The sequence below is a fragment of the Amycolatopsis lexingtonensis genome, from assembly GCF_014873755.1.
Lineage (GTDB): Bacteria > Actinomycetota > Actinomycetes > Mycobacteriales > Pseudonocardiaceae > Amycolatopsis > Amycolatopsis lexingtonensis.
In genome coordinates this window covers 1829461-1854281 of sequence record NZ_JADBEG010000001.1, presented here as the reverse complement: position 1 = coordinate 1854281, position 24821 = coordinate 1829461, and the positions used below count along the sequence as shown (strand labels likewise).

Genomic DNA, 24821 nt, shown 5'->3' with positions numbered 1-24821 from the left:
TCATGCTCCCCACCCGGCCTGCGTGCCGCCGGCGCGCTCGGCCACGATCTTCTCCTGGTACCCGCTGCGGGCATACGCCGCGACCGGGTCCGGGTCGAGCCCGGCGTCCGTGCGCAGCTCGCCCAGCAGCGGCCGGACGTCGGTGTTGTAGGCGTCCATCAGCACCGCGTTGGCCTCGAGGACGTTCCCCGCCTGCTGCGCCGCGCGCAACGCGGTCCGGTCCACCAGCAGCGCCTTGGCCGTGGCCTCCTGGACGTTCATCACCGACCGGATGATCGCCGGGATCTTGGCCTCGATGTTGTGGCACTGGTCGAGCATGAACGCGATCCCGTACGCCGGGTCGAGGGCGTCGCCGCGGACGATCTCGTACATGATCCGGAACAGCTGGAACGGGTCCGCGGCCCCGACCATCAGGTCGTCGTCGGCGTAGAACCGCGAGTTGAAGTCGAACGCGCCCAGCTTCCCCGCGCGCAGCAGGAACGCCACGATGAACTCGATGTTCGTGCCGGGGGCGTGGTGGCCGGTGTCGATGCACACCGTCGCCTTCTCCCCCAGCTCGACGCAGTGCGCGTACGACGTGCCCCAGTCCGGGACGTCGGTGGCGTAGAACGCGGGCTCGAAGAGCTTGTACTCCAGCAGCATCCGCTGGTTTTCCCCGAGCCGCTCGTACGTTTCGCGAAGCGCCGCCGCGAGCCGGTCCTGGCGGTCGCGGATGTCGTCCTGGCCGGGGTAGTTGATGCCGTCGGAGAACCACAGCTTCAGGTCCCGCGACCCGGTCGCGTCCATGATGGAGATGGCTTCCAGGAGGTGGTCGGTCGCCTTGCGGCGGATCCCGGCGTCCGGGTTGGTCACCGAACCGAGCTTGTAGTCCTCGTCCTGGAACACGTTGGTGTTGATGGCGCCGATCTCGATGCCCAGGTCCCGGGCGTACGCGGTCAGGGCGCCGTAGTCGTCGACCTTGTCCCACGGGATGTGCAGCGCCACGCTCGGCGCGACCCCGGTGAAGCGGTGCACGGTCGCCGCGTCGGCGATCTTCTCCTCCGCGGTTCGCGGGACGCCGGGTTGCGGGAACACCTTGAACCGGGTGCCCGAGTTGGCGTACGCCCACGACGGCGTCTCGATGCGCTGGGCCCGCAGGGCCGCTTTGACATCCACGGCGATCACTGTCCTTCCCGGACGTCGAGGTGGAAGACCTCGTCGAGCAGCTGGAACCCTTCATCCGGTGGGCCGCCGTCGAGACCGGTGAAGAACTCCGCCATCTCCGCCTGCCAGCGGGTGTTGACGTCGGTCTCCGCCACGGCGGCCTGTGCGGCTTCGAGGTCGTCCGCCTCGACGTACCCGATCAGCAGGCCGTCGTCGCGGAGGAACAGCGAATAATTCCGCCAGCCGGCGTCGTGCAGGGCCTGCCGCATTTCGGGCCACACCGCCCGGTGCCGCTCGGCGTACTCGGCTTTCCGGTCGGGCTTGACCTGGAGCCAGAAGCAGTACCGTGGCATCAGAAGTTGAACTTGTCGATGTTGTTCGCGTCGAACGTCGTCGGCGGGCCGAGGACGATCTCGCCGCTCGCGCCGATCGTGTACTCGCCGAGCTTGCCCGCCTTGAACTTCTCGCCTTCCTTGCCGGTGATCTGGCCCGACTTGAGCGCGACCCCGGCGTACGCGGCGAGGTAGCCGATGTCGGCCGGGTTCCAGAGCGCGAACTGCTTCACCGTGCCGTCCTTGACGAACGCGCGCATCTGGTTCGGCGTACCCAGGCCGGTCACCGCGACCTTGCCCTTGTAGCTCGACGAGCTGACGTAGCGCGCGGCGGCCGCGATGCCCACGGTGGTCGGCGAAACGATCACCTTGAGGTTCGGGAACGACTGCAGCAGGCCCTGGGCCTCCTGGAACGACTTCTGGTCGTCGTCGTTGCCGTAGGCGACCTTGTCCAGCTTGATGTTCGCGTACTCCGGCTTGGCCAGTTCCTTCTTCAGCACCTCGATCCAGGCGTTCTGGTTCGTGGCGTTCGGGGTCGCGGACAGGACCGCGATCTCGCCCGAGCCGCCGGAGAGGTCCTTGGCCTGCTTGGCCAGCGCCTCGCCGATGCCCTGCGTGGTGGCCTGGTTGATGAAGACGTCGCGGCAGTCCTTGGCGGCGTCGGAGTCGAAGGCGACGACCTTGATGCCGGCGCTGCGGGCCTGGTTGAGCGACGGGCACACGGCGTTCGGGTCGTTCGCGGCGATGCCGATGACGTCCTGCTGCTGCTGGATCAGCGTGTTGATGTAGCTGACCTGCGACGACGCGCTGGCGTCGTTCGGCCCGACCAGCTTGTACTCGCCCTTCAGCTCGCCCAGCGCCTCCTTGCCGCCGCTGACCTCGATGTCGCTGTAGGGGTTGTTGAGCTGCTTGGGCAGGAACGCCATCTTGACGCCCGTCTGCGCCGCGGCGTTCGGGTTCGCCGCGCCGGTGGACTGCTGCGCGCCGGAACCGGCGTTGTCGTTCTTGGTCGTGCCGCCGCAGGCGGCCAGGACCAGCACCAGCCCGGCCGAGACCGCGCCGCTGAGGAACCGTCGGGACATCTTCGTCACCTTTCCGGAGTTACCGCTTGCCGACGACGACGCACTGCCGTGCGAGCCGAAGTCACGATGTTGGGGAGCAGGACCGACACGATGAGGAGCACGCCGGTCACGATGTTGAGGGCCTCGTTGGACACGTCCTGCAGGCGCAGCGCGTTCTGCAGGGACGCCAGCAGGACCACCCCGGCGAGCACGCCGGGGAGCGTGCCCTTGCCGCCGAAGATGGACACGCCGCCCAGCAGCACGGCGGCCACGACGGCGAGTTCGAGGCCGAAGCCGTTGTCGGCGCGGGCGCTGGAGTACCGCAGGGTCCACAGCACCCCGGCGAGCCCGGCGACCGCGCCACTCACGACGTACAGCCAGAACTTGAGCCGCCCGGTGCGGATGCCGGCGAACCGGGCCGCCTGTTCGCCCGCACCGGCCGCGAAGACGCCGCGGCCGATCGGCGTCGCGTGCAGCACGATGCCGAAGACGATCGCCGCCATGACCAGCGGGATCAGGACGTTCGGGATCGGACCGTCGCCGATGGTGCCGGTGACCCAGCTCGTGTAGGCCCGCGGGAAGTCGGCGACCGCGCCGTCGCCGAGCACCACGAAGGCCAGGCCGCGGTACAGCGCCAGGGTGCCGATGGTGACCGCGAGCGAAGGCAGTTTCAGCACGGTGACGAAGAAGCCGTTCAGTGCGCCGAGGACCGCGCCGAGCACGATGCACAGCGGGATGATCGTCTCGATCGACAGTCCCGAGTCCCACAGCGAGCCCATCACCGCGGACGTCAGCCCGAGCGTGCTCGCCACCGAGAGGTCGATCTCGCCGGTGACGATGATGAACGTCATCGGCAGCGCGACCAGCGCGATCGGCAGGAGGTCGAGCAGCAGGAAGGTGAAGTTGCGGCTGGTGCCGAAGTTCTCGACGGCGCCCGAAGCGACGACCAGCACGATCACCGTCACGAGCACTACGGCGGCGTCCCAGCTGAGCAGCCGCCCGAGCGGGTTCGGTCGGTCAGACATGGGCGTCCCTCTTCTTCAGTGCCTTGGCGACCCGGACGGCGACCAGCCGGTCGGCGCCGATGGCCAGCAGGATCAGCGCGCCGACGATCGCCTGCTGCCAGAACTGGTTGATGTCGAGGACGGCCAGGGCGCTGCCGATGACGGTCAGCAGCAGTGCCCCGAGGCCGGCGCCCCAGACCGAGCCGCTGCCGCCGAACACCGCGACCCCGCCGACGACGGCCGCGGCGACGACGTTCAGCTCGTAGCCGGTGCCGGCGGCTGCGTCCACGGTGCCGAAGCGGGCCGCGAACAGGACGCCGGCGAGCCCGGCGAGGGCGCCGCTGACGAGGAACGCGGCGATGGTGTTGCGGCCGACCCGGATCCCGGCCAGCTGCGCGGCCTGCGGGCTCGACCCCATCGCGTACAGCTCGCGCCCGGCCGGGTAGCTGCGCAGCACGATCCCGGCGACCACCAGCACCAGCAGTGCGATGAGGACCAGCCACGGCACGCCGAGCACCGACGCCGTCCCGAAGTCCAAAAAGGACGCAGGCAGCTTGTCGGCGTTGATCTGCTGGCCGCCGGCCCAGAAGTAGCTGACGCCGCGGTAGGCGTAGAGCGTGCCGAGGGTGACGACCAGCGCGGGCACCTGGCCGAACCGCACGAGCGCGCCGTTGAGGAGGCCGCACACCGCGCCGACGACGAGCCCCACCAGCACGGCGACGAGCACCGGCAGGCCCGGGTGGTCCTTCATCAGCGTGCCGACCGCGAACGCCGACAGGCCGAGCACCGAGCCGACCGAGAGGTCGATGTTGCGGGTGATCATCACGACCGCCTGCCCGACGGCGAGCACGGCCAGGATCGCGGTCCCCAGCAGGATGTCGCGGATGCTCTGCCCGGACAGGAACCGGGAGTTCTGCGTCGCGGTGAACGCGACCAGGACGATCAGGGCGAGGACGATGCCGGATTCGCGCGCCTTGAAGACGTTCGCGGTCCACGATCGTCCGGAGTGGACAGCCGGCTCCCTGGTCACGGGTGCCTCCTTCGTCGCGGTCATGCGGCGGCTCCCTGGCCCATCGCGGCGAACATGACGGCGTCCTCGGTGGCGTCGGCGCGCGGGAGCTCGGCCACGATCCGGCCCTCCCGCATCACGAGGACGCGGTCGGCCATGCCGAGCACCTCGGGCAGTTCCGAGGAGACCATGACGATCGCGACGCCTTCGGCGGCCAGCGCGGACATCAGCCGGTGCACCTCGGCCTTCGTGCCGACGTCGATGCCGCGGGTCGGTTCGTCCACGATCAGCACCTTCGGCGCCATCGCCAGCCACTTGGCGAGGACGACCTTCTGCTGGTTGCCACCCGACAGCGTCCCGACGGGGTCACCGAGGCGGCGGTACTTGGTGCGCAGGCGTTCGGTCCAGCGGCGGGCCTCCTGCCGTTCGCTCGCGCCGGTCAGGAAGCCGAGCTTCGAGAGCGCGCGCGACCGCGGGAGGGTGACGTTGCGTTCGATCGACAGGTCCATGATCAGGCCCTGCTGGCGGCGGTCTTCGGGCACCAGGGCCATCCCGGCGCCCATCGCGGCCCGTGAGGAGTGCGGCTTGAGCTTCTTGCCGCTCACCTTCACGACACCCGCGTCGCGCTCGTCGACACCGAAGACGGCCTGGACGACTTCGCTGCGGCCGGAGCCGACGAGTCCGGCGAACGCGACGATCTCCCCCGCCCGCACCGAAAAGGAGATGTCGCGGAAGACGCCTTCCCGGGCCAGGCCTTCGACTTCGAGCACGACCGCGCCGGGTTCGACGTCCTGCTTGGGGAACAGCGCGTCGAGGTCGCGCCCGACCATCCGCTTGACCATCTCGTCGACGGTGACGTCTTCGAGCCGGTCGGTGGAGACGTGGCGGCCGTCGCGCATGATCGTGACGCGCTGGCAGAGCTCGGTGATCTCCTCGAAGCGGTGGGAGATGAACATGATCGCCGCGCCTTCCTGGCGCAGCGTGCGGGCGACGGCGAAGAGCCGGTCCACCTCGACCCGGCTGAGCGCGGCGGTCGGCTCGTCCATCACCAGCACGCGGGCGTCGGCGCTGAGCGCCTTGGCGATCTCGACGATCTGCTGGTCGGCGATGGAGAGGCCGCGCGCGGGGCGGGCCGGGTCGATCCGGACGCCGAGGCGGGCGAAGAGGCGTTCGGCCTCGGCGCGGATCGCCGCCCGGTCGATCCGGCCGAGAGTGGTGCGGGGGTGGCGGCCCATCACGATGTTCTCCGCGACGGAAAGGTCGGGGAAGAGCGTGGGTTCCTGGTAGATCACCGCGATGCCGGCGGCTTTCGCGTCGGCCGGGGAGCCGAACTCGACCGGCCGGCCGTCCAGGAGCAAGGTGCCGTCGTCGGGTTTGTGCACCCCGGCGAGCATCTTGACGATCGTGGACTTGCCGGCGCCGTTTTCGCCCACCAGCGCGTGGGCTTCGCCGGCGTGCAGGCCGAAGCTCACGCCGGCGACCGCCGCGACGGCGCCGAACGACTTCGTCACGCCGCGCACCTCCAGCAGAGGGGCCGCGCCCGGGTCCTGCCGCGTCATCGCGACCTCCGGATTGAAAGGTTTCACAAACCTGGCGCGGTGACGCTACTATGCGATGGAAGAGCAAGTCAATGAATCGGCCGAACCGTGGCCGAACGGCTTCGTACGCCGACAGTTCGTGGCGATATTACGTTTCAATGAGGGGGTCCGATGACGGTCCAGGAGTCCGGCGCCGAGCCGAGAGCGGCGGGCATCAAGGACGTCGCCGCGGCGGCCGGCGTCTCCCTCGGCACGGTGTCGAACGTGCTCAACCGGCCCGACCGGGTCAGCCCCGCGACCCGCGCGAAGGTCGAGGCCGCGATGGCGGAACTCCGCTTCGTGCGCAACGAATCCGCGCGGCAGCTGCGCGCCGGGCGCAGCCGCGTGCTGGCCTACGTCATGCTCGACGGCAGCAACCCGTTCTTCACCGACGTCGCCGCCGGCATGGAGGACGCCGCCGACGCGGGCGACCTCTCGCTGTTCCTCTGCAACAGCGCGCACCAGCCCACGCGGGAGGCGGCCTACCTCGGGCGACTGGAACAGCAGCGCGTGCAAGGCATCCTGATCACCCCGGTCGACCCGGACGCCCCGCTGCTGCACGAGATCGCGCGCCGCGGCACGCCGGTGGTCGTCGTCGACCGCACGCCCGGCGGCACCACGCACTGCTCGGTCGCGGTGGACGACGTCTACGGCGGCGAGATCGCCGTGCGGCACCTGATCGAGCAGGGCCACGAGCGGATCGCGTTCATCGGCAACCACACCTCGGTGGGCCAGGTCCGCGACCGGCGGCTCGGCGCGCTGCGGGCGCTGAGCGCCGCCGGTCTCCCGCCGGACCGGCTGGTCGACCTGACGACCACGGCGCTGACCGTGGCCGACGGCCGCGGCGCCGGCGAACGGCTGGCGGGGCTGCCCGCGGCGATCCGCCCCACCGCCGCGTTCTGCGCCAACGACCTCGTCGCGCTCGGCCTGCTGCAAACCTGCGCGAACCTGCGCATGGGCGTCCCGGACGACCTGGCGATCGTGGGCTACGACGACATCGAGTTCGCCGCGGCGGCCGCGGTCCCGCTCACTTCCGTCCGCCAGCCCCGGCGCCGGCTGGGCCGCACCGCCGCGGAGCTGCTGCTGGCCGAGACCACCGAGCGCGACCACGAGCACCGGCAGGTCGTCTTCACGCCCGAACTGGTGGTGCGCGCTTCGACGTTGCGCTGAAATCCGTGCCGGCGGGCGTCCTCCTGGGACACACTGGGGAAGTCCCGCCCGAGTACGGAGGTCGCCATGACCGGTCCGCGGCTTTCGCGGCGCGGCTTCCTCGCCGCGGGCGGGGCCGCGCTGCTCGGCGCCGTCGTCGCGGGCTCGTCGGGACTCGCCGCGCCCGGCCCGGAAACCGGGCTGCTGACCGATTTCTGGCTGTTCGGGCGGTACGCCGACGGCTGCGCCGATGCCGCGTTCGACGAGACCGACCTCGATCCGGTCCGGCTCCCGCACTGCGTGACGCCGCTGTCCTGGACCGGCTGGAACCCGGCGTCGTGGCAGGACCGGTGGATCTACCGCAAGCACTTCACGGCGAGCCCGGCGCAGCGGTACCGGGCGCGTTTCGACGGCGTCCTGACGAACGCGGCGGTGTACCTCAACGGCACGCTCCTGGCCACCCACCAGGGCGGCTACCTCCCGTTCGAGGTCGAGCTGCCCGGGATCGCCGACGGCGACAACGTCCTCGCCGTGGTCGTCGACGGGCGGTGGGCGCTGGACGTCCCGCCGAACCTGCCGGGCAGCGCGGGCCCGGCGGTGCTCGACTTCTACCAGCCCGCCGGGATCTACCGCCCGGCCACGATCGGGGCCGTGCCGCGGATCCGCGTGACCGACGTCTTCGCGCGTCCTGTGGACGTCCTCTCCCCCGGCCGCTCGCTGCACCTGACGTGCACACTCGAAGCACCGGTGGTCGGTGAAGTGACCGCATCGGTGCGGCAGGCGGGCCGGGAACTCGCGCGTGCGACGGCGCCGATCCACGGATCCACTGTGGAGTTCGACGTCCACGGGCTCGGCGACGTCCGGCTCTGGGACGTCGACGACCCCGCGTTGTGCGACGTCGTGGTGACCGTCCGGGCCGGGACGGCGGTGCTCGGCGGGCGGACGGTGCGGACCGGGTTCCGCGAGGCCCGGTTCACCCCGGACGGCTTCTTCCTCAACGGCAGGCGGCTCAAGCTGTTCGGCCTCAACCGCCACCAGTGGTACCCGTTCGCGGGCGGCGCGATGCCGGACCGCGTGCAGCGGCGCGACGCGGAGATCCTGCGCCGCGAGCTGAACTGCACCATGGTCCGCTGCTCGCACTACCCGCAGTCGAGCGCGTTCCTCGACGCCTGCGACGAACTGGGCCTGCTGGTGTGGGAGGAAATCCCGGGCTGGGGGCACGTCGGCGACGCCGCCTGGCAGCGGAGCAACCTCCAGGACGTGGCCGGCATGGTCACCCGCGACCGCAACCACCCGAGCGTCGTCGTGTGGGGTACGCGGGTGAACGAGGCCGACGGCACGACGGCGATGTACGCCGAGACCGGGCGGCTGGCGAAGCGGCTCGACCCGTCGCGCCCGACGAGCGGCGCGCTCGCCAGCGCGACCGGGGCGCGCTACGCCGGCGCCGACGTCGAGATCCTGGCGTACAACGACTACACCGCCCGCCGCGGAGCGCCCTTTCGGCTCCGCCCGCCACGTGCGGGCGTGCCGTACCTGGTGACGGAGACGATCGGCACGCTCGCCGGGGCCCGCGCCTACCGCCGCACCGACCCGCCCGCCACCCGGCAGCTGCAGGCGGAACTGCACGCGAAGGCCCACGACCTGGCCGCCGCGGACGACCGCTACTGCGGGCTGCTGGCGTGGTGCGCGTTCGACTACCCGTCGGGCTGGCAGCGGTCGGTCGGCGGGTCGAAGTACGCCGGGGTGTCCGACATCTTCCGGATCGCGAAGCCCGCGGCGGCGGTCTACGCGTCGCAGGGCTCACCGGACGTGCGGGCGGTCGTCGAGCCCGGGTTCGAGTGGGACTTCACCGCCCAGCCGTCCGGGCCCGGGCGGGGCGCGACGATCTGGTCGAACTGCGACCGACTGGCGGTGTTCCTCGACGACCGTCCCGTGGGTGAGGCGCGCAGCCGCCGGGCGGACTTCCCGCACCTGCCGCACCCGCCGTTCGCGGTGGATCTCGTGGTCCCGCGCGGGCAGCGGCCGCAGCTGCGGATCGACGGCTACGCGGGCGGGCGGCTGGTCGTCAGCCGCCGGTTCAGCGGGGACCGGAGCCGGGACGTGCTCGCCTGCGTGCCCGACGATCCGGAGTTGCGCGCCGACGGCGGCGACGCGACCCGGGTGGTGGTCGCCGCGACCGACCGGTTCGGGACGATCCGGGCCGGGACGACGGGATCGGTCTCACTGACGCTGACCGGGCCCGGCGAGCTGATCGGGGACGCGGTACTGGATTTCGGCGCGACGGGCGGCGCGGCGGCGGTGTGGGTGCGGCCGTTCGCGGGCCCGCCGGGAACGCTGGTGCTGACCGCCCGCCACGACGTGCTCGGCACCGCGACGGCGACGATCACGGCCGGTTCCGGGGGAACCCGCTCATGACGGCCGCTCACGCCTCGCCGGTGAGCACCCCAGCCAGCACCGCGGCCTGGCTGATCGACGGCGACCCGCTCGCCGTCAGCAGGGTCACCGGGCCGGCCGCGGCCAGCTCGCGCAGTTTCTCCAGCGCCGCCGCCCGGTCCGGCTCGCACAGCTCCGCGCGGTACCGCTCGGCGAACTCCGCGAACCGCTCCGGGTCGTGGCCGTACCAGGTGCGCAGGTCGTCGGACGGGGCCAGCTGGCGGTACCAGCCGTCCAGGACGACCGCCGTGCGCGCGGTGCCGCGGGGCCACAGGCGTTCCACGAGCACGCGAGTTCCGTCGGCGGGCCCGGCCGGGTCGGTCAGGCGCGCCACCCGGACGACCGTCGGCTGCATGCGCGCATTCTGCGGTGCGCCCGCGTGCGCCGCCACCGGAGCGGGGCGGTGACCTGGTGCGCAACCGCGTGACGCCCGCCGGCGACCGACTTCCCGAACGTCTTGAATGAGTCATTCAGGTCTTCGGAGGTCCTGAATGACTCATTCAAGACCCTCCGGCGGGCGCTGTGGACGGACGGTGGCGGGTTACGGCTCCAGGCGGAAGCTGCCCCGGGCAGGAACCCGTCCCCATGCCGAACGCGCGAAGGGCCACCTCGGCGACCGTGGAGGGGTCGCCGAGGTGGCCCTACCCCCAGCTCGTGCCGCGGTGGTTACAACAGCCGAACCCGTCGGTTCCACCGGCGGAACGAGCCGGCGCGTGGACATCGTCGGGGTGGTGTCCTGCAGCCCGGCCAGGATCGCGGACCGGGCCTGCAAGAAGCTTGCAGTAAGCTTGCACGCCTTGCCCCGGCCGGGTGAACGGGAGGTGACCGGGTGGAGTTCCGCGTCCTCGGCGCCGTCGAGGCCACGGCGGACGGCGCCCCGGTCGACCTCGGCTCCCGCAAACAACGGCTCGTGCTCGCCGTGCTGCTCCTCGACGCCGGCCGCCCGGTGTCGCGCGACCGGCTCGTCGACCTGCTCTGGCCCACCGAGCCCCCGGCGAGCGCGCGCGGCACCGTGCAGGCGCTCGTGTCCCGGATCCGGGCGGTCTTCCGCGCCGCGGGCGGCCCCGAGCTGGTCACCGAAGGGCACGGGTACGTCCTGCGCGCCGCCCCGGACGCGGTCGACGCGCACCGCTTCACCGCGCTCGTCCGGCGGGCCCGCGCGGCCGACGACGAGACCGCGGTCGCGCTGCTCGGGGAGGCGCTCGCGCTGTGGCGGGGCGACGCGCTGGCCGGGGCCGCCGATGCCGACGTCGCGGAGCGGTTGCTCGCCGGCCTGCACGAGGCCCGGTGGAGCGCGCTGGAGGACCGGATCGACGCGCAGCTGCGGCTGGGGCAGGGCCGCGCCCTCCTGGCCGAGCTCACCGAGCTGGTCGCCGCGCACCCGCTGCGGCAGCGGTTCGTCGGCCAGCTGATGCTCGCCCTGCACCGCGAGGGCCGCACCGACGCCGCCCTCGCCGCCTTCCGGGGCCTGCGCGCCCGGCTCGCCGCCGAACTGGGCCTCGACCCGGCACCGGAGCTGGCCCGCCTCGAAGCCGCGATCCTGGCCGGCGACCCCGCGCTCGACGCCGCACCCGAGCCACCGCCCGAGCCGGTGCGCCCGGCCCAGCTCCCCCACGACGTCCGCGGCTTCACCGGCCGCGCCGCCGACCTGGCCCGGCTCGACGCACCGGCGGGCACCGGGCCGGGGCCGGACATCCGGCTGGTCACCGGTACCGCGGGCGTCGGCAAGACCGCGCTCGCCGTCCGGTGGGCGCACCGCGTCCGCGACCGGTTCCCCGACGGCCAGCTCTACCTCGACCTGCGCGGGTTCGACCCGGACCACGAGCCGCTCACCCCGGCGGTCGCGGCCGCGCACCTGCTGCGGGCGCTGGGCACCAGCCCGCGGGCCATCCCGCCGGACCCGGACGGGCGGACGGCGCTGTGGCGCTCGCTGCTGGCCGACCGGCGGGTGCTGGTCCTGCTCGACAACGCCCGCGACAGCGCGCAGGTGACGCCGCTGCTGCCGCCGTCGGGCACCGTCTTGATCACCAGCCGCCAGCGGCTCGGCGACCTGATCGCCCGGACCGGGGCTCGCGCGGTGCCGCTGTCGGTGCTGCCGGCCGACGACGCCCGGCAGCTGCTGGAGACGATGCTCGGCCCGCCCGCGGTCGCCGCGGAGCCGGCCGCCGCGGCCGAGCTGGCCCGGCTGTGCGGGCACCTCCCGCTGGCGCTGCGGCTGGCCGCGGCGAACCTCGGTGCCGGCGAGGCGTCCGGGATCGCGGAGCTGGCCCGCGAGCTGGCCGGGGGCGACCCGCTGGCCGGGCTGAGCGTCGACGGCGCCGAGGAGAGCGCGGTGACGACGGCGTTCTCGGTGTCCTACCGGGCCCTGCCCGCCGAGCACCGCCTGCTGTTCCGGCGGCTCGCGCTGGTGCCGGGCCAGACGTTCACCGCACCGGTCGCCGCCGAGCTCGCCGAGGTTGCCGAAAGCCACGCGGGCCGGCTGCTCAAGGCACTCGCCGCGGCTCACCTCGTCGAACGCCACCTGCCCGGCCGCTACCGCTTCCACGACCTGCTGCGCAGCTACGCGGCGAGCCGGGCCACCGCCGACGACACGGCGGCGGACCAGGACGCGGCCCGGCGCCGGCTGTTCGACCACTACCTCGCGACGGCCGACGCCGCGGGCCGCGTGCTGATCCCGCACTTCCTGCGCCTCCCCCGCGCCGAGCCCGCGCGGGTCTTCGACGGCACGGAAGCGGCGCTCGGCTGGCTGGACACGGAGTGGCCGAACCTCGCCGCGGCCGTCGAGCACCCCGACGCCCGGGAATACGCGTGGCACCTCGCCGACGCGCTCCGGGCGTTCTTCCACCACCGCGGCCACCACGGCGAGTGGATCGACACGGCCACGACCGCGCTGGCCGCCGCGCAGGCCGCGGGCGCCCGCCAGGCCCAGGCGGCAATGCGGCTGTCGATCGCGCTCGCCGGCGTCAACAGCGGCCGCTACGCCGAAGCCCGCGCGCACCTGACGACGGTCCTGCACGACGGGCTCGCCGCGGACTGGCCCGCCGGCCGCGCCGCGGTCCTCAACAACCTGAGCGCGGTCCACCAGCGCCTCGGCGACCCGCACGAGGCGATCGCGTGCGGCCTGGAGTCCCTGCGGCTGTGCGAAGAGCTGGCCATCCCGGGCGTCACGATGGCACTGGCCAACGTCGGCTTCGCCTGCGGCCAGGTCGGCGACCTCGGCGAAGCCTTGGCGCACTTCGGCCGCGCCCTGGAGATCGCCGAACGCGACGGCGCCCGCTTCAGCGTGGCGGTGGTGCTGGTCGACCTCGGCCACGTCCACCGCGACCTGGGCGACCCGGTCGCGGCGTCGTTCTACGAGCGGGCCCTGACGGCGAACCGCGAGCTGGGCTACCAGTACGGCGAGGCGGCGGCGCTGTCCGGCCGGGCGGTGCTGGAGGCCCGCGCGGGCGACGCCACGCGGGCCCTGACCGACGCGGCGGAGGCGGTGGAGCTGACCCGGCGGATCGGCGACCGGGGTACGGAGGCGTCAGCGCTGGCAGCGCTGGGTGAGACGTGCCTGCGGCTGGACCGGGCCTCGGAGGCGGTCTCGCCGTTGTCGGCGGCGCTGGAGATCGCGCGGGAGACCAGTTTTACGTGGTGTGAGGCGGCCGCGTTGACCGGGCTGGCGGAGGCCGCGCTGGCGGTGGGCGACGCCGAGCTGGCCCGCACGCACGGCGAAGCGGCGGCGAAGCTGGCCGCGCAGTCCGGTTACCGGCCCTTGGAGACGCGGGCCGCGGCGGCCCTCGGACAGCTCGCCGAACGGACGTGAATGCCACATTCACGGACACTTGGTCCCTCGATGTGGCATTCACGAACTTCCGCTCAGCAGGTGCCGGTCGGCGGGGCGGAACACTTCGCGCGGGACAGGATCGTCGCGAAGTTGTCGTGGTAGGCCGTGCTGATCGCCGGGTTCTCCACCTTGATCAGGATCTCGTCGTTGTCCCGCAGCGCCGCGCCCGACACGTTGTGCGAGCCGGTGAAGACGATCGACCGGTGCGCCGTCTCGTTGTAGTGGCCCGTGTAGAGCATGTACTTCGAATGGACCGTGATCTCGCGGCCGTTCACCGTCGAGCTGTAGCGCTTGAGCGTCACGTTCGCCTTGCCCTTGAGCGCGGCCAGCGCGGCCGTGCCCATGGTGCCGTAGACGATCCGGACCTGGCAGCCGAGCTTCGCGATCCGGGCCAGCTCGGTGACCACCGGCGTACGCGAGTCGGCGATGTTCGCCTGTGCGACGTCGAGCGCGCAGCCCGCCTCGTACTTGGTGATCCACTTCAGCAGCTGGGCCCAGGTGTCGGTGGCGAACTCCTCCGACGTGCCGCCCTTCGAGTCCGCGCGCGGCGAGAGGTAGCTCGTCACCCCGCTGTCCGGTGACTTGTGGTAGCCGCCGTTGTCGAAGTAGCCGTTGTCCTTCTTCTGCGCCAGCATCTTCCGCACGTGCCCGAGGTAGAAGCCGTACAGATCAGGGTCGCCGTAGGTGAGCAGGGCGTTGTTGAACATGTTGCCCTGCGTGGTCGTCAGGTTGTGCGAGCCGATGACGACGACGTCCTTCTTGCCCTCGGTTTCGGAGAACATCCACAGCTTGTCGTGGTTGATCGAGTGCGGGCTGCCGCCGTGGGCGATGCAGCCGGTGTTCAGCCCGCCGGTGCCGCAGAACACCAGCTGGGTGAGCCCGGCGGACTTGAGGATCGGCATCGCGGTGTTGGCCGGGTCGTCGTCCGCCCCGCCGTCGATGGCGATCCGCACCTTGACGCCGCGGGCCTGCGCCGCCTTGATGGCTTCGGCGACCGCGGGGCGGGTCCAGCTGTAGACGGAGAAGTGGATCTCCGAGCCGGCCGGGGCCCCGTCGACCAGCTGGACCAGCCGCTGTTCGATCGAGTGGTCGCGGTCGCCGTTCTCGGCCGGGGTGTTGAAGAGCGCTTCCATCCCGCTCCCGGCGACGTCGGCCGGCGCGGCGGTCGCGACCGCGCCACCGGAGAGCGTGAGCAGCGCGCAGACGACCGCGGCCAGCGCTTTGATCTTGGGGACCATGTCTTCCTCCCTGTCGGAAGACTTCAAGCTGGCAACCCGGTGTACAAGATCCGTACAGCGGGTGCATACGCCGCGAACCGGGCAGGCTTGCGAGTTCGCACTTCCCGGCCGAGACTGCCGGGATGGATCAGCCGTTCTCCGAAGACACTGCTGCCACCGCCGCCCTCGTCGACCGGGCGCGGCAGCACGCGCTGGGCGACCTGCTCCGCCGGACCGCGTTGCGGGTGCCGGGCAAGCTCGCCGTCGTCGACGGGCCGCGGCGGTTCACCTTCGCCGAGTTCGAGGCCGCCGCCAACCACTTCGCGCACGCGCTCGCCGCGCGCGGGCTGCGCAAGGGTGACCGGCTCGCGCTGCTCAGCCACAACTGCTGGCAGTACGGCGCGCTCGCGTTCGCCACCGCCAAGCTCGGCGTGCTCCTCGTGCCGGTCAACTTCATGCTCGGCGCCGACGAGATCGCCTACCTCCTCCGCCACGCCGAAGTGGCCGCGTTCGTCGCCGAGGGCGCGCTCGAGCCGACCGCGCGGAAAGCCCTGGAGCTCGCCGAGCTGGGCGACGTCGTCCGCGGCCGGATCGGCGCGGGCGGCGAGTGGGAAGACGTCGACGGGTGGCTGTCCGAAGGGGACGCCACCGCGCCGGAGGTCTTCGTCGCCGACGACGACCCGCTGCGGATCATGTACACCTCCGGCACGGAATCGCGGCCGAAGGGCGTGCTGCTCTCGAGCCGGTCCCTGCTCTCGCAGTACGTCTCGTGCGTGATCGACGGCGGCATGAGCGCGGACGACGTCGAGGTGCATTCCCTGCCGCTGTACCACTGCGCGCAGCTGGACTGCTTCTTCTCCGTCGACGTCTACCTCGGCGCGACCAGCGTGCTCCTGCCCGGCCCGGACCCGGCCGCGCTGCTCGCCGCCGTCGAGCGGGAGCGCGCGACGAAGCTGTTCGCGCCGCCGACGGTGTGGATCTCCCTGCTGCGCCACGAAAACTTCGACCACACGGACCTCTCGAGTCTTCGAAAGGGTTACTACGGCGCCTCCGCGATGCCGGTCGAGGTGCTGCGCGAGCTGCGCCGCCGGCTGCCGGACGTCGAGCTGTGGAACTTCTACGGCCAGACCGAAATGGCGCCGCTGGCGACGATCCTGCGCCCGCACGAGCAGCTCGACCGGGCCGGTTCGGCCGGGCGGCCGTCGCTCAACGTCGAAACCCGGATCGTCGACGACGAGGACCGGCCGGTCGCGCCCGGCGTCGTCGGCGAGATCGTGCACCGCAGCCCGCACGCCACGCTCGGGTACTACCGCGACGAGGACAAGACGGCCGAGGCGTTCCGCGCCGGCTGGTTCCACTCCGGCGACCTCGGCGTCGTCGACGAGGACGGCTACCTGTCCGTCGTGGACCGCAAGAAGGACATGATCAAGACCGGCGGCGAGAACGTCGCGAGCCGGGAAGTCGAGGAGGCGCTGTACCTGCTCGACGGCGTCGCCGAAGCGGCGGTGTTCGGCATCAGCCATCCACACTGGATCGAAGCGGTGACCGCCGTCGTCGTGCCACGCGAAGGCGTCACTCTCACCACAGAGCAAGTGATCGACCACGCGAAGTCACACCTCGCCGGTTACAAATGTCCCAAGTACGTCGTATTCACGGAGCGCCTTCCCAAGAATCCGAGCGGTAAGATCGTCAAACGAGAATTGCGGGAACGGCACAAGGGACTCGCGGCGAGCGGCTGACCACCGAATTCCCCTTGCGCGACAGGGAGAACGACGGATACCGCCGACCGTCCGCCCGTGCTTTCCGGAGAACGCGGGACGCGCGTCCCACCAGGGCCGACCGGCCCGTGAAGAATCCGCGGAAAGCCGTGGCGCGCGCCGTCCGTCGGGTCTAGGAATAGAGGCCATCCACCGTTCCCCCTTACGAAGGGATTCGCTCGTGTCCGTTTTGATCGCCGTCCTCCTCGCACTCGGAGCCGGCTTGCTCGTCGGCAGCCGGGTCCACGGTGCCCGCGAGGCCCGCGCCAACTACTCCGCCTACCGGGCCCGGACCGCCAAGGGCTTCGGGGAGATGATCCGGTCGGCGGTTTCCGCCGCCGTCGCGGTGGCCGGCGCGCTCGTGCTGCTCTTCATCCTGCTGAACGTGCTCCAGCAGGCCTGACCCCGGAACCCGACTCATGGCGGGTTGTTGCCGCCCCGGCCGCGGAGGACCCTTTTCCGTGGCCCCGACGGACGGGGCCGCGAAAGGACTCCCCCATGAGATCGAGGGTGCTTTCTGCTGCGCTCAGCACGGCCGTGGGCCTGCTGGGCACAGTCGTCGCCGCCGCGCCGGCCGAGGCCGCGGCGGTCTGCGGTGACCAGGTCGTCGGCAACGGCGGGTTCGAAAGCGGCACCACGCCGTGGACCCAGACCAGCGGGGTCATCTCCGCCGCCACCACGGCGGAGCCGGCCCACGGCGGCACGATGGACGCCTGGCTCGACGGCTACGGCAGTACGCACACCGACACGCTGTCCCAGTCACTGACGCTGCCCGCGGGCTGCGCGTCGGCGGCGCTGTCGTGGTGGTCGCACATCGACACCAAGGAGACGACGACCACCACCGCCTACGACAAGCTGGTGGTGCAGGTCGGCACCGACACCCTCGCGAGCTACTCGAACCTCGACAAGAACACCGGGTACGTCCAGCGCACCGTCGACGTGTCGCGCTACCTGGGCCAGACGGTGACGCTCAAGGTCACCGGCACCGAGGACTCGAGCCTCGCCACCAACTTCCTCCTCGACGACTTTTCGCTGACCACCACCGGTTCGCAGAACCCGCAGTCCCCGGTCGTCACCTCGCCCGGTGCCCAGTCCGGCGCCGTCGGCCAGGCCGTGTCGCTGCAGGTCCAGGCCAGTGACCCGCAGGGCGACGCGCTCACCTGGAGCGCGACCGGCCTGCCCGCCGGGCTGACGATCGGCGCCAGCACCGGGAAGATCACCGGCACGCCGACCACCGCGGGCACCTCGTCGGTGACGGTCACCGCCAAGGACCCGGCCGGCAACAGCGGCAGCGCCACCTTCACCTGGACGATCGGCTCGGCCCCGGCCGACTCCACCCGCACCCCGATCAACCCCGCCTACACGGTGAACCTGACGTCGAACACCGCGGGCGACACGTGGAACGGCCACCAGAGCGTCAGCTTCACCAACGGCTCCGCGACCGCGCTGCCCGAGGTCTACCTGCGGCTCTGGGACAACTACCACGGCAGCTGCCCGTCCACGCCGATCACGGTCACCAACGTCACCGGCGGCACGCCCTCGGCGTTGAGCGTGAACTGCACGGCCATGAAGATCACGCTGCCCGCGGCCCTGGCCCAGGGCCAGTCCGCGACCATCGGGTTCGACCTGCAGATCGTCGTGCCCAGCGGCGCCGACCGGTTCGGCCACGACGGCGCGTACAACATGATCGGCAACGCGCTGCCGGTGCTCGCGGTGCGCGACGGCGCCGGCTGGCACCTCGACCCGTACACCAACAACGGAGAGTCGTTCTACACCGTGATCAGCGACTTCGACGTCACGCTGGTGCACCCGACGTCGCTGCTGACCCCGGCCACCGGCTCGTCGACCGAGACGACCAGCGGCAGCACGACCACGACGCACGCGACCGCCTCGAAGGTCCGCGACTTCGCCTGGGCCGCCGGTCCGTTCGCGAAGATCACCACGACGTCCGGCAAGGGCGTGCGGGTGAACGTCTACTCGGTCAGCGGGATCTCCACGAGCAGCGCCAACCAGATGCTGAGCCTGGCCACCGACTCCATCGACGTCCACTCGGGCCGCTTCGGCGACTACCCGTACGGCGAGGTGGACGTGGTGCTGGACAACAACTTCTGGTTCGGCGGCATGGAGTACCCGGGCTTCGTCCTCGACCTCGTGTCCACCACTGCGCTCCCGCACGAGCTGGCGCACCAGTGGTTCTACGGGATCGTCGGCGACGACGAGTACAACTCCCCGTGGCTGGACGAGAGCTTCACCGACTACGCCACCGACCTCTACCGCGGCATCACCGGCAGCGGCTGCGGCATCACGTGGCAGTCGAGCGCGGAGAAGCTGACCAACTCGATGGCCTACTGGGACGCGCATTCGTCGCGGTACTCGACGGTCGTCTACAACTACGGCAAGTGCACGCTGCACGACCTGCGGCGGCTGATCGGCGACACGGCGATGGCGAACCTGCTGAAGTCCTACGCCCAGTCGCACTGGTACGGCGTGTCCACCACCGCGGAGTTCAAAGCGGCGGCGCAGGCGGCGGCCGGGTCGACCGACCTGACGTCGTTCTGGGCCTCGCACCGCGTGGAGGGCTGAGAAAACCGGTTGGAGTTCCCCGTCCGCGTCCGCCACTGTGGGGACATGGACGGGGAACGGCTTTTCTGCGACGTGGCACTGGCCGAGCGGATCGAACGCGCCGAGGTGCGGCTGGTCGTCGAGAGCAGTGACGCCGCGCGGGCCCGCCGGGGCGACGACATCGGCTTCGCGCGGCCGTTCGCCGGTGGGGTCGCGAGCTTCGCGGAGGCGGATTCGCCGTTCAACAAGGTCGCCGGAATCGGCTTCGACGGTCTGCCGGACGCCCTCGACGAGGTCGAAGCGGCCTTCGCCGAGTTCGGCGCGCCGGTGCAGATCGAGCTGTCGCAGCTGGCCGACGCCTCGGTCGGTGCCTTCCTGACCGGCCGGGGGTACCGGCTGGAGAACTACGAGAACGTGCTGGGCCGGCGGGTCACCGCCGCCGACTCGCCGGAGGGCATCCGCCGGACCGGGGACGACGAGCTGGAGACGTGGCTGGCCGGGATCGCCGAAGCGTCCGTCGTCGCCGACACCGAAGGCGTGCCTTCGCACGAGGAATTCCCGCGCGAGACGATCCTCAACGCGCTGCGGGACATGCCGGGGATGCTGCGGTTCACCGCGGAACGGGACGGCGAGTTCGCCGGCGGCGCCGGGCTCCGGGTCGCCGACGGGATCGCCCAGCTGGGCGCCGCCGCGACACTGCCCGCCCACCGCCGCCGCGGCGTGCAGACGGCGCTGGTCCGCGCGCGGCTCGCGGCCGCCGCCGAACTCGGGTGCGACCTCGCCGTGGTCACCACTCAGCCGGGCTCGAAGTCGCAGCAGAACGTCCAGCGGCTGGGGTTCGACCTGCTCTACGCGCGAGCGGTCCTGGTGAAGGGCGTCTCCGCGACGAGCTCCTCGGGGGCCGAGAGCCGCCAGGCTTCGTAGAGCAGCTCGGCCAGCTCGTCGGCGTCGATGCCGTCGAGGTACACGACCACCCAGCCGAACCCGCCGGCGGTGAACTGGACTTCGAAGACGTCCGGGCGTTCCGCGACGAGCGCCAGCTGCTCGGAGATCTCCTGCTTCAGGCCGACGGTCCGCGTCCGCGGCCAGAAGTAGCCGAACCGCTTGCCGCGCACGCTGAACGAGGAGTAGTCGCGCGCTTCCGAGCGCTCAACCTCCGCGAGCCCGCCCAGCAGCTGCTCGAGTTTCCGGACCGTGACCGTCACCTGTCGTTCCCCCTGTCTCGCCGCGACTACGGTAGCGCGCCGGTACCGTGCGGGACATGAGCATCCGCGAAGCCGTACTCGACGACGGCCGCGTCGTGGTGGTCAAGCGCGGGCACGCCCCCGGCGCGACCGCCGCCGAAGCCGCGGGGCTGCGGTGGCTGGCCGCGGCGGACGCGGTGCCGGTGCCGGCCGTCCACCGCCACGACGACGAAGAGCTGGTCCTCGACCGCGTTCCGGCGGGCCGTCCGTCGGCGGCCGCCGCGGAGCGCTTCGGGCGCGGGCTCGCGCGGCTGCACGCTTCCGGGGCGCCGGCGTTCGGCGCCGCGCCCCCGGGCGGGCCCGCCGACGCGTGGATCGGCCAGGCGCCGATGGCGAACGTCCCCGGCGAGGACTGGGCGTCGTGGTACGCCGCGCACCGGGTGCTGCCCTACGTCCGGCTGGCCGTCGACGCGGGGACGTTCGGCCCGGCCGATGCGGCGCTGGTCGAGCGCGCCTGCGACCGGATCCCCGCCTCGGCCGAAGCGCCGTCCCGGCTGCACGGCGACCTGTGGAACGGCAACGTCCTGTGGGACGGCGAGCGGGTGTGGCTGATCGACCCCGCCGCGCACGGCGGGCACCGCGAGACGGACCTGGCGATGCTGCACCTGTTCGGCTGCCCGCACCTCGACCGCGTGCTCGCCGCGTACCAGGAGGTCGCGCCGCTGGCCGACGGCTGGGCCGAGCGGATCCCGCTGCACCAGCTGTTCCCGCTGCTGGTGCACACCGTCCTGTTCGGACAGTCCTACGCCGGCCAGGCACTGGCGGCGGCGCGCTCGCTGCGTTAGCAGTGCTGCAGCAACGTTGGCCGGCGCGACCGCTGAGGCCCCCAATGGGGTTGTTTCATCGTGGTTGTGGCTGGTCACGGTGGCGTGGCCGGGCAGGTTGGGTTCTGTGGCAGCAACTGCGCCCGGGACCGGCGTGGTGACCCGGACATAGGTGAAGCCCTCGGCACGATCGAGATGTGAGTCAACAACCCGCCGAGGGCTTCGACCCCATTTCCTACCAGGTCGTTCTTCCGCTGTCGCAGCCGACCCTGCAGATGCTGGCCGAGCTGATCCGCGCCCATCGCCGTCAGCTGCGGTCCCGCTGGCGCAAAGCCGACCCCGCCGGCCAGGCACTGGTCGTACTCGCCGTACTGCGCGACGACCCGCGCCTGGCCCACCTCGGAGCCGGCATGGGCGTCTCCGCCTCCACGGTGCGCCGCTGGGTACTGGAAGCCATCACCCTGCTCGCCGCCCGCGCCACCCGCCTGAACCGGGTACTGCGCCGCCAAGCCACCCGGGGCGCGCAGGTGGTGCTGGTGGACGGCACCCTGATCCGCACCCGCCGCCGCACCGGCAAAGCCAACCGAGCCCACTACAACGGCAAGCACAAACACCACGGCCTGGTCGTACTCGCCCTGACCGACGAGACCGGCCGGCTGCTGTGGATCTCGGCGGCGCTGCCAGGCCGCACCGCCGACATCACCGCCGCCCGCCGGCTACGCCTGCGGGAACGGCTGCACGAGCACGGCCTGACCCCGGCCGCGGACAAGGGCTTCCACGGCTGGCACAAAGACGTCCGCACGACCGGTGACTGCACCGAGTGTGGTGGCCGGTGTGAGCAGGTCGTGCTCACCCCCTACAAAGCCGAGACCAACCGGCCGCTGACCAAGGCACAGAAGCAGGCCAACGCCGCATTCGCGGCGATGCGATGCGCGGTAGAAGGCGGCTTCGCCGCCCTCAAACACTGGCGCATCCTCAACAAACTCCGCCTCGACACCCGCCACGCCACCACCCTGCTGCGCGCGCTGCTTGTGCTCGTCCAGCACGAACAAACCGTCCGCGACCGCGTCCGCGCTACCGCGAACTAAGCGTTACCACAGCCACCCGATCACCATGACCAGCACAAACCACGATGAACAACCCCAATGTGGCGTTCGGTGCGCTGGACGCACCGAACGCCACATTGGGGCGCATGGGAAGCGGCGTTAGCAGTGCTGCAGCATCGACTCCAGCGCGTTCTTCTCCGGGACGGTGATCGTCAGGCCGTAGTTGCGCTTCACGACGATCCAGTCGGTGGCGTAGGTGCACCAGTAGGCGACGAGCGGCGGCTTCCACTGGTCCGGCGCCTTGTCGCTCTTCTGCTCGTTGAGGTTGTCGGTGACCGCGTGCAGCTGCGGGCGGACGAGGTCGTTCGCGAACTGCTCCCGGCGCTCCTGGGTCCACGACTTGGCGCCGCTGATCCAGGCCTGGCCGAGCGGCACCATGTGGTCGATGTCCACATCGGACGCCTTGTGCCAGGTCTCGCCGTCGTACTGGCTCACCCAGGTCCCGGACTTGGCCGCGCAGTCGGCGTTCGTGGTGACGTCCTTGCCGTCGCGCTTGAGCACCTCTTCGCGGGTGTCGCAGGCGCCGTCTACCTTGTCCCAGTGCGGGAACTTCTCGCGGCTGTAGCCGTCCATGGTGCCGCGGACGGCGACCTTGAGCTGCCCCAGCTGGGCCCGTGCCTCGGCGGGCGCGACCGGCGGGGCGGCGGCCGTTCCGGAGGGCTGGGACCCGGACGCCGGCTCACCGGGCACCTTGCACCCGGTGAGGGCGGCGCCGGTCAGGACGGCCAGCAGGAGGAGCGCTCGGGTGCGCGGCATCGTGAACCCCTTTCACGTCTACCGGGAGGTGCCCAGCGGACGCCACGGGGAAACGGTGCAGATGGTCGACTTGGCGCGATCTTTACGAGCCGTGGAAGACCTGCGCCACGAACACGGCGGCGATCACCCCCGCCGCGACGAGCAGCACCAGCACGGTCAGCAGACCCCAGGGGACCTGCCGGATCGGCCGTGGCCGCGGGAAGACGGCCGAGCCCGGCCGACGGGGCATCGGGACGGCCGGCTCGGCGGGTTCCTCGGCGACGGGCGGCGGCTCCGTCAGGACCGGCACGACCGCGGGCAGCTCCGGCAGCCGGTCGCGGACCGGCAGGCGCGCCGGGAACCCGTCGGCGACCAGGGCGGACCGGGGCGGGGCCAGGTGCGCCAGGGAAAGCGCGTAGCAGGCGTCGAGGACGTCGTCGGCCGACCAGACGGTCCGCCAGCGGTTGTGCTGGACGATGATCCGGCGCAGGCTCCGCGGATCGGCCAGGACGACGGCGACCCCGGGGACGGTGGCCGGTTCGGTCCAGTGCGGCTCCCCCGGCACGACCGCGACCAGGCCCGTCACGTACCGGCCGCCTTCGTGTCCGGAGAGCGCCCCCTTCGCCGCTGCGACGGCCGCGCCCGCCCGCTCCCCCGATCCCGGGTCAAGGCCGGGCTCGTACGCGGCGATCACCACCACCCCGGTGCGCGTGAACACCAGTGCGTCGACGAAGCGCGGGCCCGGCAACGCGATGCCCGCCAGCGCCAGGCCCGTCAGGTGGTCCGGCCCCCGGCCCCAGGAACGCAGCAACTCCACGACGTGCTCCGCCGCGGGCGGCAGGGCACGCTCGTCGCCGGTGCGCTGGAGGGCCACGAGCACGCCGGTCACTCCTCCCACGAAATAGGGCACTTCGACGGTAAAAGCCCGGCCGCCGCCGCCCCAGCAGCCGAACGAGTGATCGAACACCACCGTGCGTGATCGCGGGCATGCTGGACGCACCCGAGGAAAGGAGCACGCCCATGGGGTCACCCCCGCCCGCCTACCGAGGTGCCGCACTCGAGGTCGACCGGTCGTTCTACCGGCGGCTCGCCGCCGAGCCCGGCCGGGTGCGCGTCGACGCCTTCGAGATCCCGATCCGCTCCGGCCGCGCGTGGCGGGTCCCGAAGGGGCACCTGTGCCGCCTCGAAACCGTCGAGGGCCCGCAGGTCGGCGACCTCAACCTGTGGCACGCCGACGACCCGCGCGAGCGGTTCTGGGCCGCCCGCACCCGCCAGCTCCAGCGCGCGCACGTCAGCACCTTCGACCGGCTGTGGTCGACGCTGCCGTTCCTGCGCCCGCTGGCCACGATCACCGCCGACACCCTCGAGCACTACGGCGAAGACGGCGACGGCGGCCGCGTCCACGACCTCCTGGGCACCCGCTGCGACCCGTACGTCAACCGGCTGCTCACCGGCGAGGACTTCGACTTCCACTGCCACTCGAACCTGGTCCGCGCGGTCGCGCCGTTCGGGCTCACCGAGTTCGACGTGCACGACGTCCTGAACGTCTTCCAGTGCACCGGGCTCACCGGCGACGACCGGTACTTCATGAAGGCGTGCCCGGCCCGCCCGGGCGACTTCTTCGAGTTCTTCGCCGAGGTGGACCTGCTGTGCGCGCTGTCGACGTGCCCGGGCGGCGACCTGTCCGTCCCGCTGTGGGGCCCGGACGCGCGCGACCCCGTCGACGTCTGCCACCCGATCGGCGTCGAGGTGTTCGCACCCCGCGCCGAGCTGCTCGAAAGCTGGTCGCCACCGGCGCGCGCGGCCTACCGCGGGCTGCACGGCGTCCGGCTGCCGGAGTGGGCCGACCTACCCGATCGGACGGGCCGGAGCGGCGGATCGCCGGGGTAGCCTGGCCGG

The 24821-nt window shown here is 72.0% G+C and carries 21 protein-coding genes; 10 read left to right on the top strand and 11 right to left on the bottom strand.

The features are described from left to right. From rhaI to H4696_RS08700, 6 genes are read right to left on the bottom strand one after another with little or no spacing between them, the layout of a single operon-like run. The gene (rhaI, locus tag H4696_RS08725; RefSeq protein WP_086862863.1) at window positions 1-1164 is read right to left on the bottom strand and encodes an L-rhamnose isomerase; all 1164 of its coding nucleotides are present in this window, start codon (window positions 1162-1164) and stop codon (window positions 1-3) included. Beyond that, on the bottom strand, window positions 1161-1496 hold the full coding sequence (locus tag H4696_RS08720; RefSeq protein ID WP_086862862.1) for an L-rhamnose mutarotase: 336 nt from the start codon (window positions 1494-1496) through the stop codon (window positions 1161-1163). The genes rhaI and H4696_RS08720 overlap by 4 nt, the downstream gene beginning before the upstream one ends. Continuing rightward, window positions 1496-2557, bottom strand: coding sequence for a rhamnose ABC transporter substrate-binding protein (gene rhaS, locus H4696_RS08715; RefSeq protein ID WP_086862872.1), 1062 nt, complete (start codon window positions 2555-2557; stop codon window positions 1496-1498). The genes H4696_RS08720 and rhaS overlap by 1 nt, the downstream gene beginning before the upstream one ends. Before the next feature lie 5 nt (window positions 2558-2562). Then, window positions 2563-3561: an ABC transporter permease gene (locus H4696_RS08710; protein WP_086862861.1), complete on the bottom strand. Its 999-nt coding sequence runs from the start codon at window positions 3559-3561 to the stop codon at window positions 2563-2565. Further along, complete coding sequence (locus H4696_RS08705) at window positions 3554-4594, bottom strand: ABC transporter permease (protein WP_086862860.1); 1041 nt, start codon at window positions 4592-4594, stop codon at window positions 3554-3556. Before H4696_RS08705 ends, H4696_RS08710 begins: the two co-directional genes overlap by 8 nt. Further along, the gene (locus H4696_RS08700; protein ID WP_086862859.1) at window positions 4591-6108 is read right to left on the bottom strand and encodes a sugar ABC transporter ATP-binding protein; all 1518 of its coding nucleotides are present in this window, start codon (window positions 6106-6108) and stop codon (window positions 4591-4593) included. Before H4696_RS08700 ends, H4696_RS08705 begins: the two co-directional genes overlap by 4 nt. A 150-nt stretch (window positions 6109-6258) precedes the next feature. On the opposite strand from H4696_RS08700, the gene H4696_RS08695 reads away from it, so the two are divergent. Together H4696_RS08695 and H4696_RS08690 are read left to right on the top strand one after the other, a co-directional pair. Further along, window positions 6259-7296 (top strand): LacI family DNA-binding transcriptional regulator, encoded by a 1038-nt coding sequence (locus H4696_RS08695; RefSeq protein ID WP_086862858.1) that lies wholly within the window; start codon window positions 6259-6261, stop codon window positions 7294-7296. A gap of 66 nt (window positions 7297-7362) precedes the next feature. Continuing rightward, window positions 7363-9690: a glycoside hydrolase family 2 protein gene (locus H4696_RS08690; RefSeq protein ID WP_086862857.1), complete on the top strand. Its 2328-nt coding sequence runs from the start codon at window positions 7363-7365 to the stop codon at window positions 9688-9690. A 7-nt stretch (window positions 9691-9697) separates the two neighbouring features. On the opposite strand, the gene H4696_RS08685 is transcribed toward H4696_RS08690, so the two are convergent. Beyond that, window positions 9698-10063 (bottom strand): DUF488 domain-containing protein, encoded by a 366-nt coding sequence (locus tag H4696_RS08685; protein ID WP_086862856.1) that lies wholly within the window; start codon window positions 10061-10063, stop codon window positions 9698-9700. 474 nt (window positions 10064-10537) lie between these two features. Here H4696_RS08685 and H4696_RS51175 point away from each other — a divergent pair, with 474 nt between their 5' ends. Next, the gene (locus H4696_RS51175; protein WP_086862855.1) at window positions 10538-13516 is read left to right on the top strand and encodes an AfsR/SARP family transcriptional regulator; all 2979 of its coding nucleotides are present in this window, start codon (window positions 10538-10540) and stop codon (window positions 13514-13516) included. Window positions 13517-13569: 53 nt separating this feature from the next. Here the strand turns inward: H4696_RS51175 and H4696_RS08675 are convergent, their stop codons facing one another. Continuing rightward, window positions 13570-14775 (bottom strand): phospholipase D-like domain-containing protein, encoded by a 1206-nt coding sequence (locus H4696_RS08675; RefSeq protein WP_086862854.1) that lies wholly within the window; start codon window positions 14773-14775, stop codon window positions 13570-13572. Window positions 14776-14897: 122 nt separating this feature from the next. Here H4696_RS08675 and H4696_RS08670 point away from each other — a divergent pair, with 122 nt between their 5' ends. The 4 genes from H4696_RS08670 (at window position 14898) to H4696_RS08655 (ending at window position 19997) form a co-directional block, all read left to right on the top strand. Continuing rightward, a complete protein-coding gene (locus H4696_RS08670) occupies window positions 14898-16493 on the top strand; it encodes a fatty acyl-CoA synthetase (RefSeq protein WP_086862853.1) in 1596 nt (531 codons plus the stop codon). Between the two features lie 199 nt (window positions 16494-16692). Further along, window positions 16693-16914, top strand: coding sequence for a hypothetical protein (locus tag H4696_RS08665; RefSeq protein ID WP_086862852.1), 222 nt, complete (start codon window positions 16693-16695; stop codon window positions 16912-16914). A gap of 107 nt (window positions 16915-17021) precedes the next feature. Continuing rightward, complete coding sequence (locus H4696_RS08660; RefSeq protein WP_086862851.1) at window positions 17022-19094, top strand: putative Ig domain-containing protein; 2073 nt, start codon at window positions 17022-17024, stop codon at window positions 19092-19094. A 45-nt stretch (window positions 19095-19139) separates the two neighbouring features. Continuing rightward, window positions 19140-19997 carry a GNAT family N-acetyltransferase gene (locus H4696_RS08655; protein ID WP_086862850.1) on the top strand — a complete coding sequence of 286 codons (858 nt, stop codon included), beginning with the start codon at window positions 19140-19142 and terminating at the stop codon, window positions 19995-19997. Here the strand turns inward: H4696_RS08655 and H4696_RS08650 are convergent. Continuing rightward, window positions 19922-20278, bottom strand: coding sequence for an MmcQ/YjbR family DNA-binding protein (locus tag H4696_RS08650; protein ID WP_086862849.1), 357 nt, complete (start codon window positions 20276-20278; stop codon window positions 19922-19924). The genes H4696_RS08655 and H4696_RS08650 overlap by 76 nt on opposite strands. A 56-nt stretch (window positions 20279-20334) precedes the next feature. Here H4696_RS08650 and H4696_RS08645 point away from each other — a divergent pair, with 56 nt between their 5' ends. Then, a complete protein-coding gene (locus tag H4696_RS08645) occupies window positions 20335-21102 on the top strand; it encodes a fructosamine kinase family protein (protein ID WP_086862848.1) in 768 nt (255 codons plus the stop codon). A 176-nt stretch (window positions 21103-21278) separates the two neighbouring features. Further along, entirely contained in the window at window positions 21279-22169 is an 891-nt protein-coding gene (locus tag H4696_RS08640) for a transposase family protein (RefSeq protein WP_086862847.1), read from the top strand. 117 nt (window positions 22170-22286) lie between these two features. Here H4696_RS08640 and H4696_RS08635 read toward each other — a convergent pair whose 3' ends face one another. Continuing rightward, on the bottom strand, window positions 22287-22943 hold the full coding sequence (locus H4696_RS08635) for an HNH endonuclease family protein (protein ID WP_086862846.1): 657 nt from the start codon (window positions 22941-22943) through the stop codon (window positions 22287-22289). Between the two features lie 82 nt (window positions 22944-23025). Continuing rightward, complete coding sequence (locus tag H4696_RS08630; protein ID WP_249027113.1) at window positions 23026-23802, bottom strand: hypothetical protein; 777 nt, start codon at window positions 23800-23802, stop codon at window positions 23026-23028. A gap of 140 nt (window positions 23803-23942) precedes the next feature. Here H4696_RS08630 and H4696_RS08625 point away from each other — a divergent pair, with 140 nt between their 5' ends. Further along, window positions 23943-24812: an urea carboxylase-associated family protein gene (locus H4696_RS08625; protein WP_086862844.1), complete on the top strand. Its 870-nt coding sequence runs from the start codon at window positions 23943-23945 to the stop codon at window positions 24810-24812. Window positions 24813-24821 lie beyond the last annotated feature (9 nt).

Excerpts from the sequence above, each read along its gene's own strand:
- rhaS (WP_086862872.1), bottom strand. The coding sequence starts at position 2,557 with ATGTCCCGACGGTTCCTCAGCGGCGCGGTCTCGGCCGGGCTGGTGCTG.
- H4696_RS08635 (WP_086862846.1), bottom strand. The coding sequence starts at position 22,943 with ATGCCGCGCACCCGAGCGCTCCTCCTGCTGGCCGTCCTGACCGGCGCC.
- H4696_RS08720 (WP_086862862.1), bottom strand. The coding sequence starts at position 1,496 with ATGCCACGGTACTGCTTCTGGCTCCAGGTCAAGCCCGACCGGAAAGCC.
- H4696_RS08705 (WP_086862860.1), bottom strand. The coding sequence starts at position 4,594 with ATGACCGCGACGAAGGAGGCACCCGTGACCAGGGAGCCGGCTGTCCAC.
- H4696_RS08695 (WP_086862858.1), top strand. The coding sequence starts at position 6,259 with ATGACGGTCCAGGAGTCCGGCGCCGAGCCGAGAGCGGCGGGCATCAAG.
- H4696_RS08690 (WP_086862857.1), top strand. The coding sequence starts at position 7,363 with ATGACCGGTCCGCGGCTTTCGCGGCGCGGCTTCCTCGCCGCGGGCGGG.
- H4696_RS08655 (WP_086862850.1), top strand. The coding sequence starts at position 19,140 with ATGGACGGGGAACGGCTTTTCTGCGACGTGGCACTGGCCGAGCGGATC.
- H4696_RS08625 (WP_086862844.1), top strand. The coding sequence starts at position 23,943 with ATGGGGTCACCCCCGCCCGCCTACCGAGGTGCCGCACTCGAGGTCGAC.
- H4696_RS08675 (WP_086862854.1), bottom strand. The coding sequence starts at position 14,775 with ATGGTCCCCAAGATCAAAGCGCTGGCCGCGGTCGTCTGCGCGCTGCTC.
- H4696_RS08700 (WP_086862859.1), bottom strand. The coding sequence starts at position 6,108 with ATGACGCGGCAGGACCCGGGCGCGGCCCCTCTGCTGGAGGTGCGCGGC.
- H4696_RS08670 (WP_086862853.1), top strand. The coding sequence starts at position 14,898 with ATGGATCAGCCGTTCTCCGAAGACACTGCTGCCACCGCCGCCCTCGTC.
- H4696_RS08645 (WP_086862848.1), top strand. The coding sequence starts at position 20,335 with ATGAGCATCCGCGAAGCCGTACTCGACGACGGCCGCGTCGTGGTGGTC.
- H4696_RS08685 (WP_086862856.1), bottom strand. The coding sequence starts at position 10,063 with ATGCAGCCGACGGTCGTCCGGGTGGCGCGCCTGACCGACCCGGCCGGG.
- H4696_RS08710 (WP_086862861.1), bottom strand. The coding sequence starts at position 3,561 with ATGTCTGACCGACCGAACCCGCTCGGGCGGCTGCTCAGCTGGGACGCC.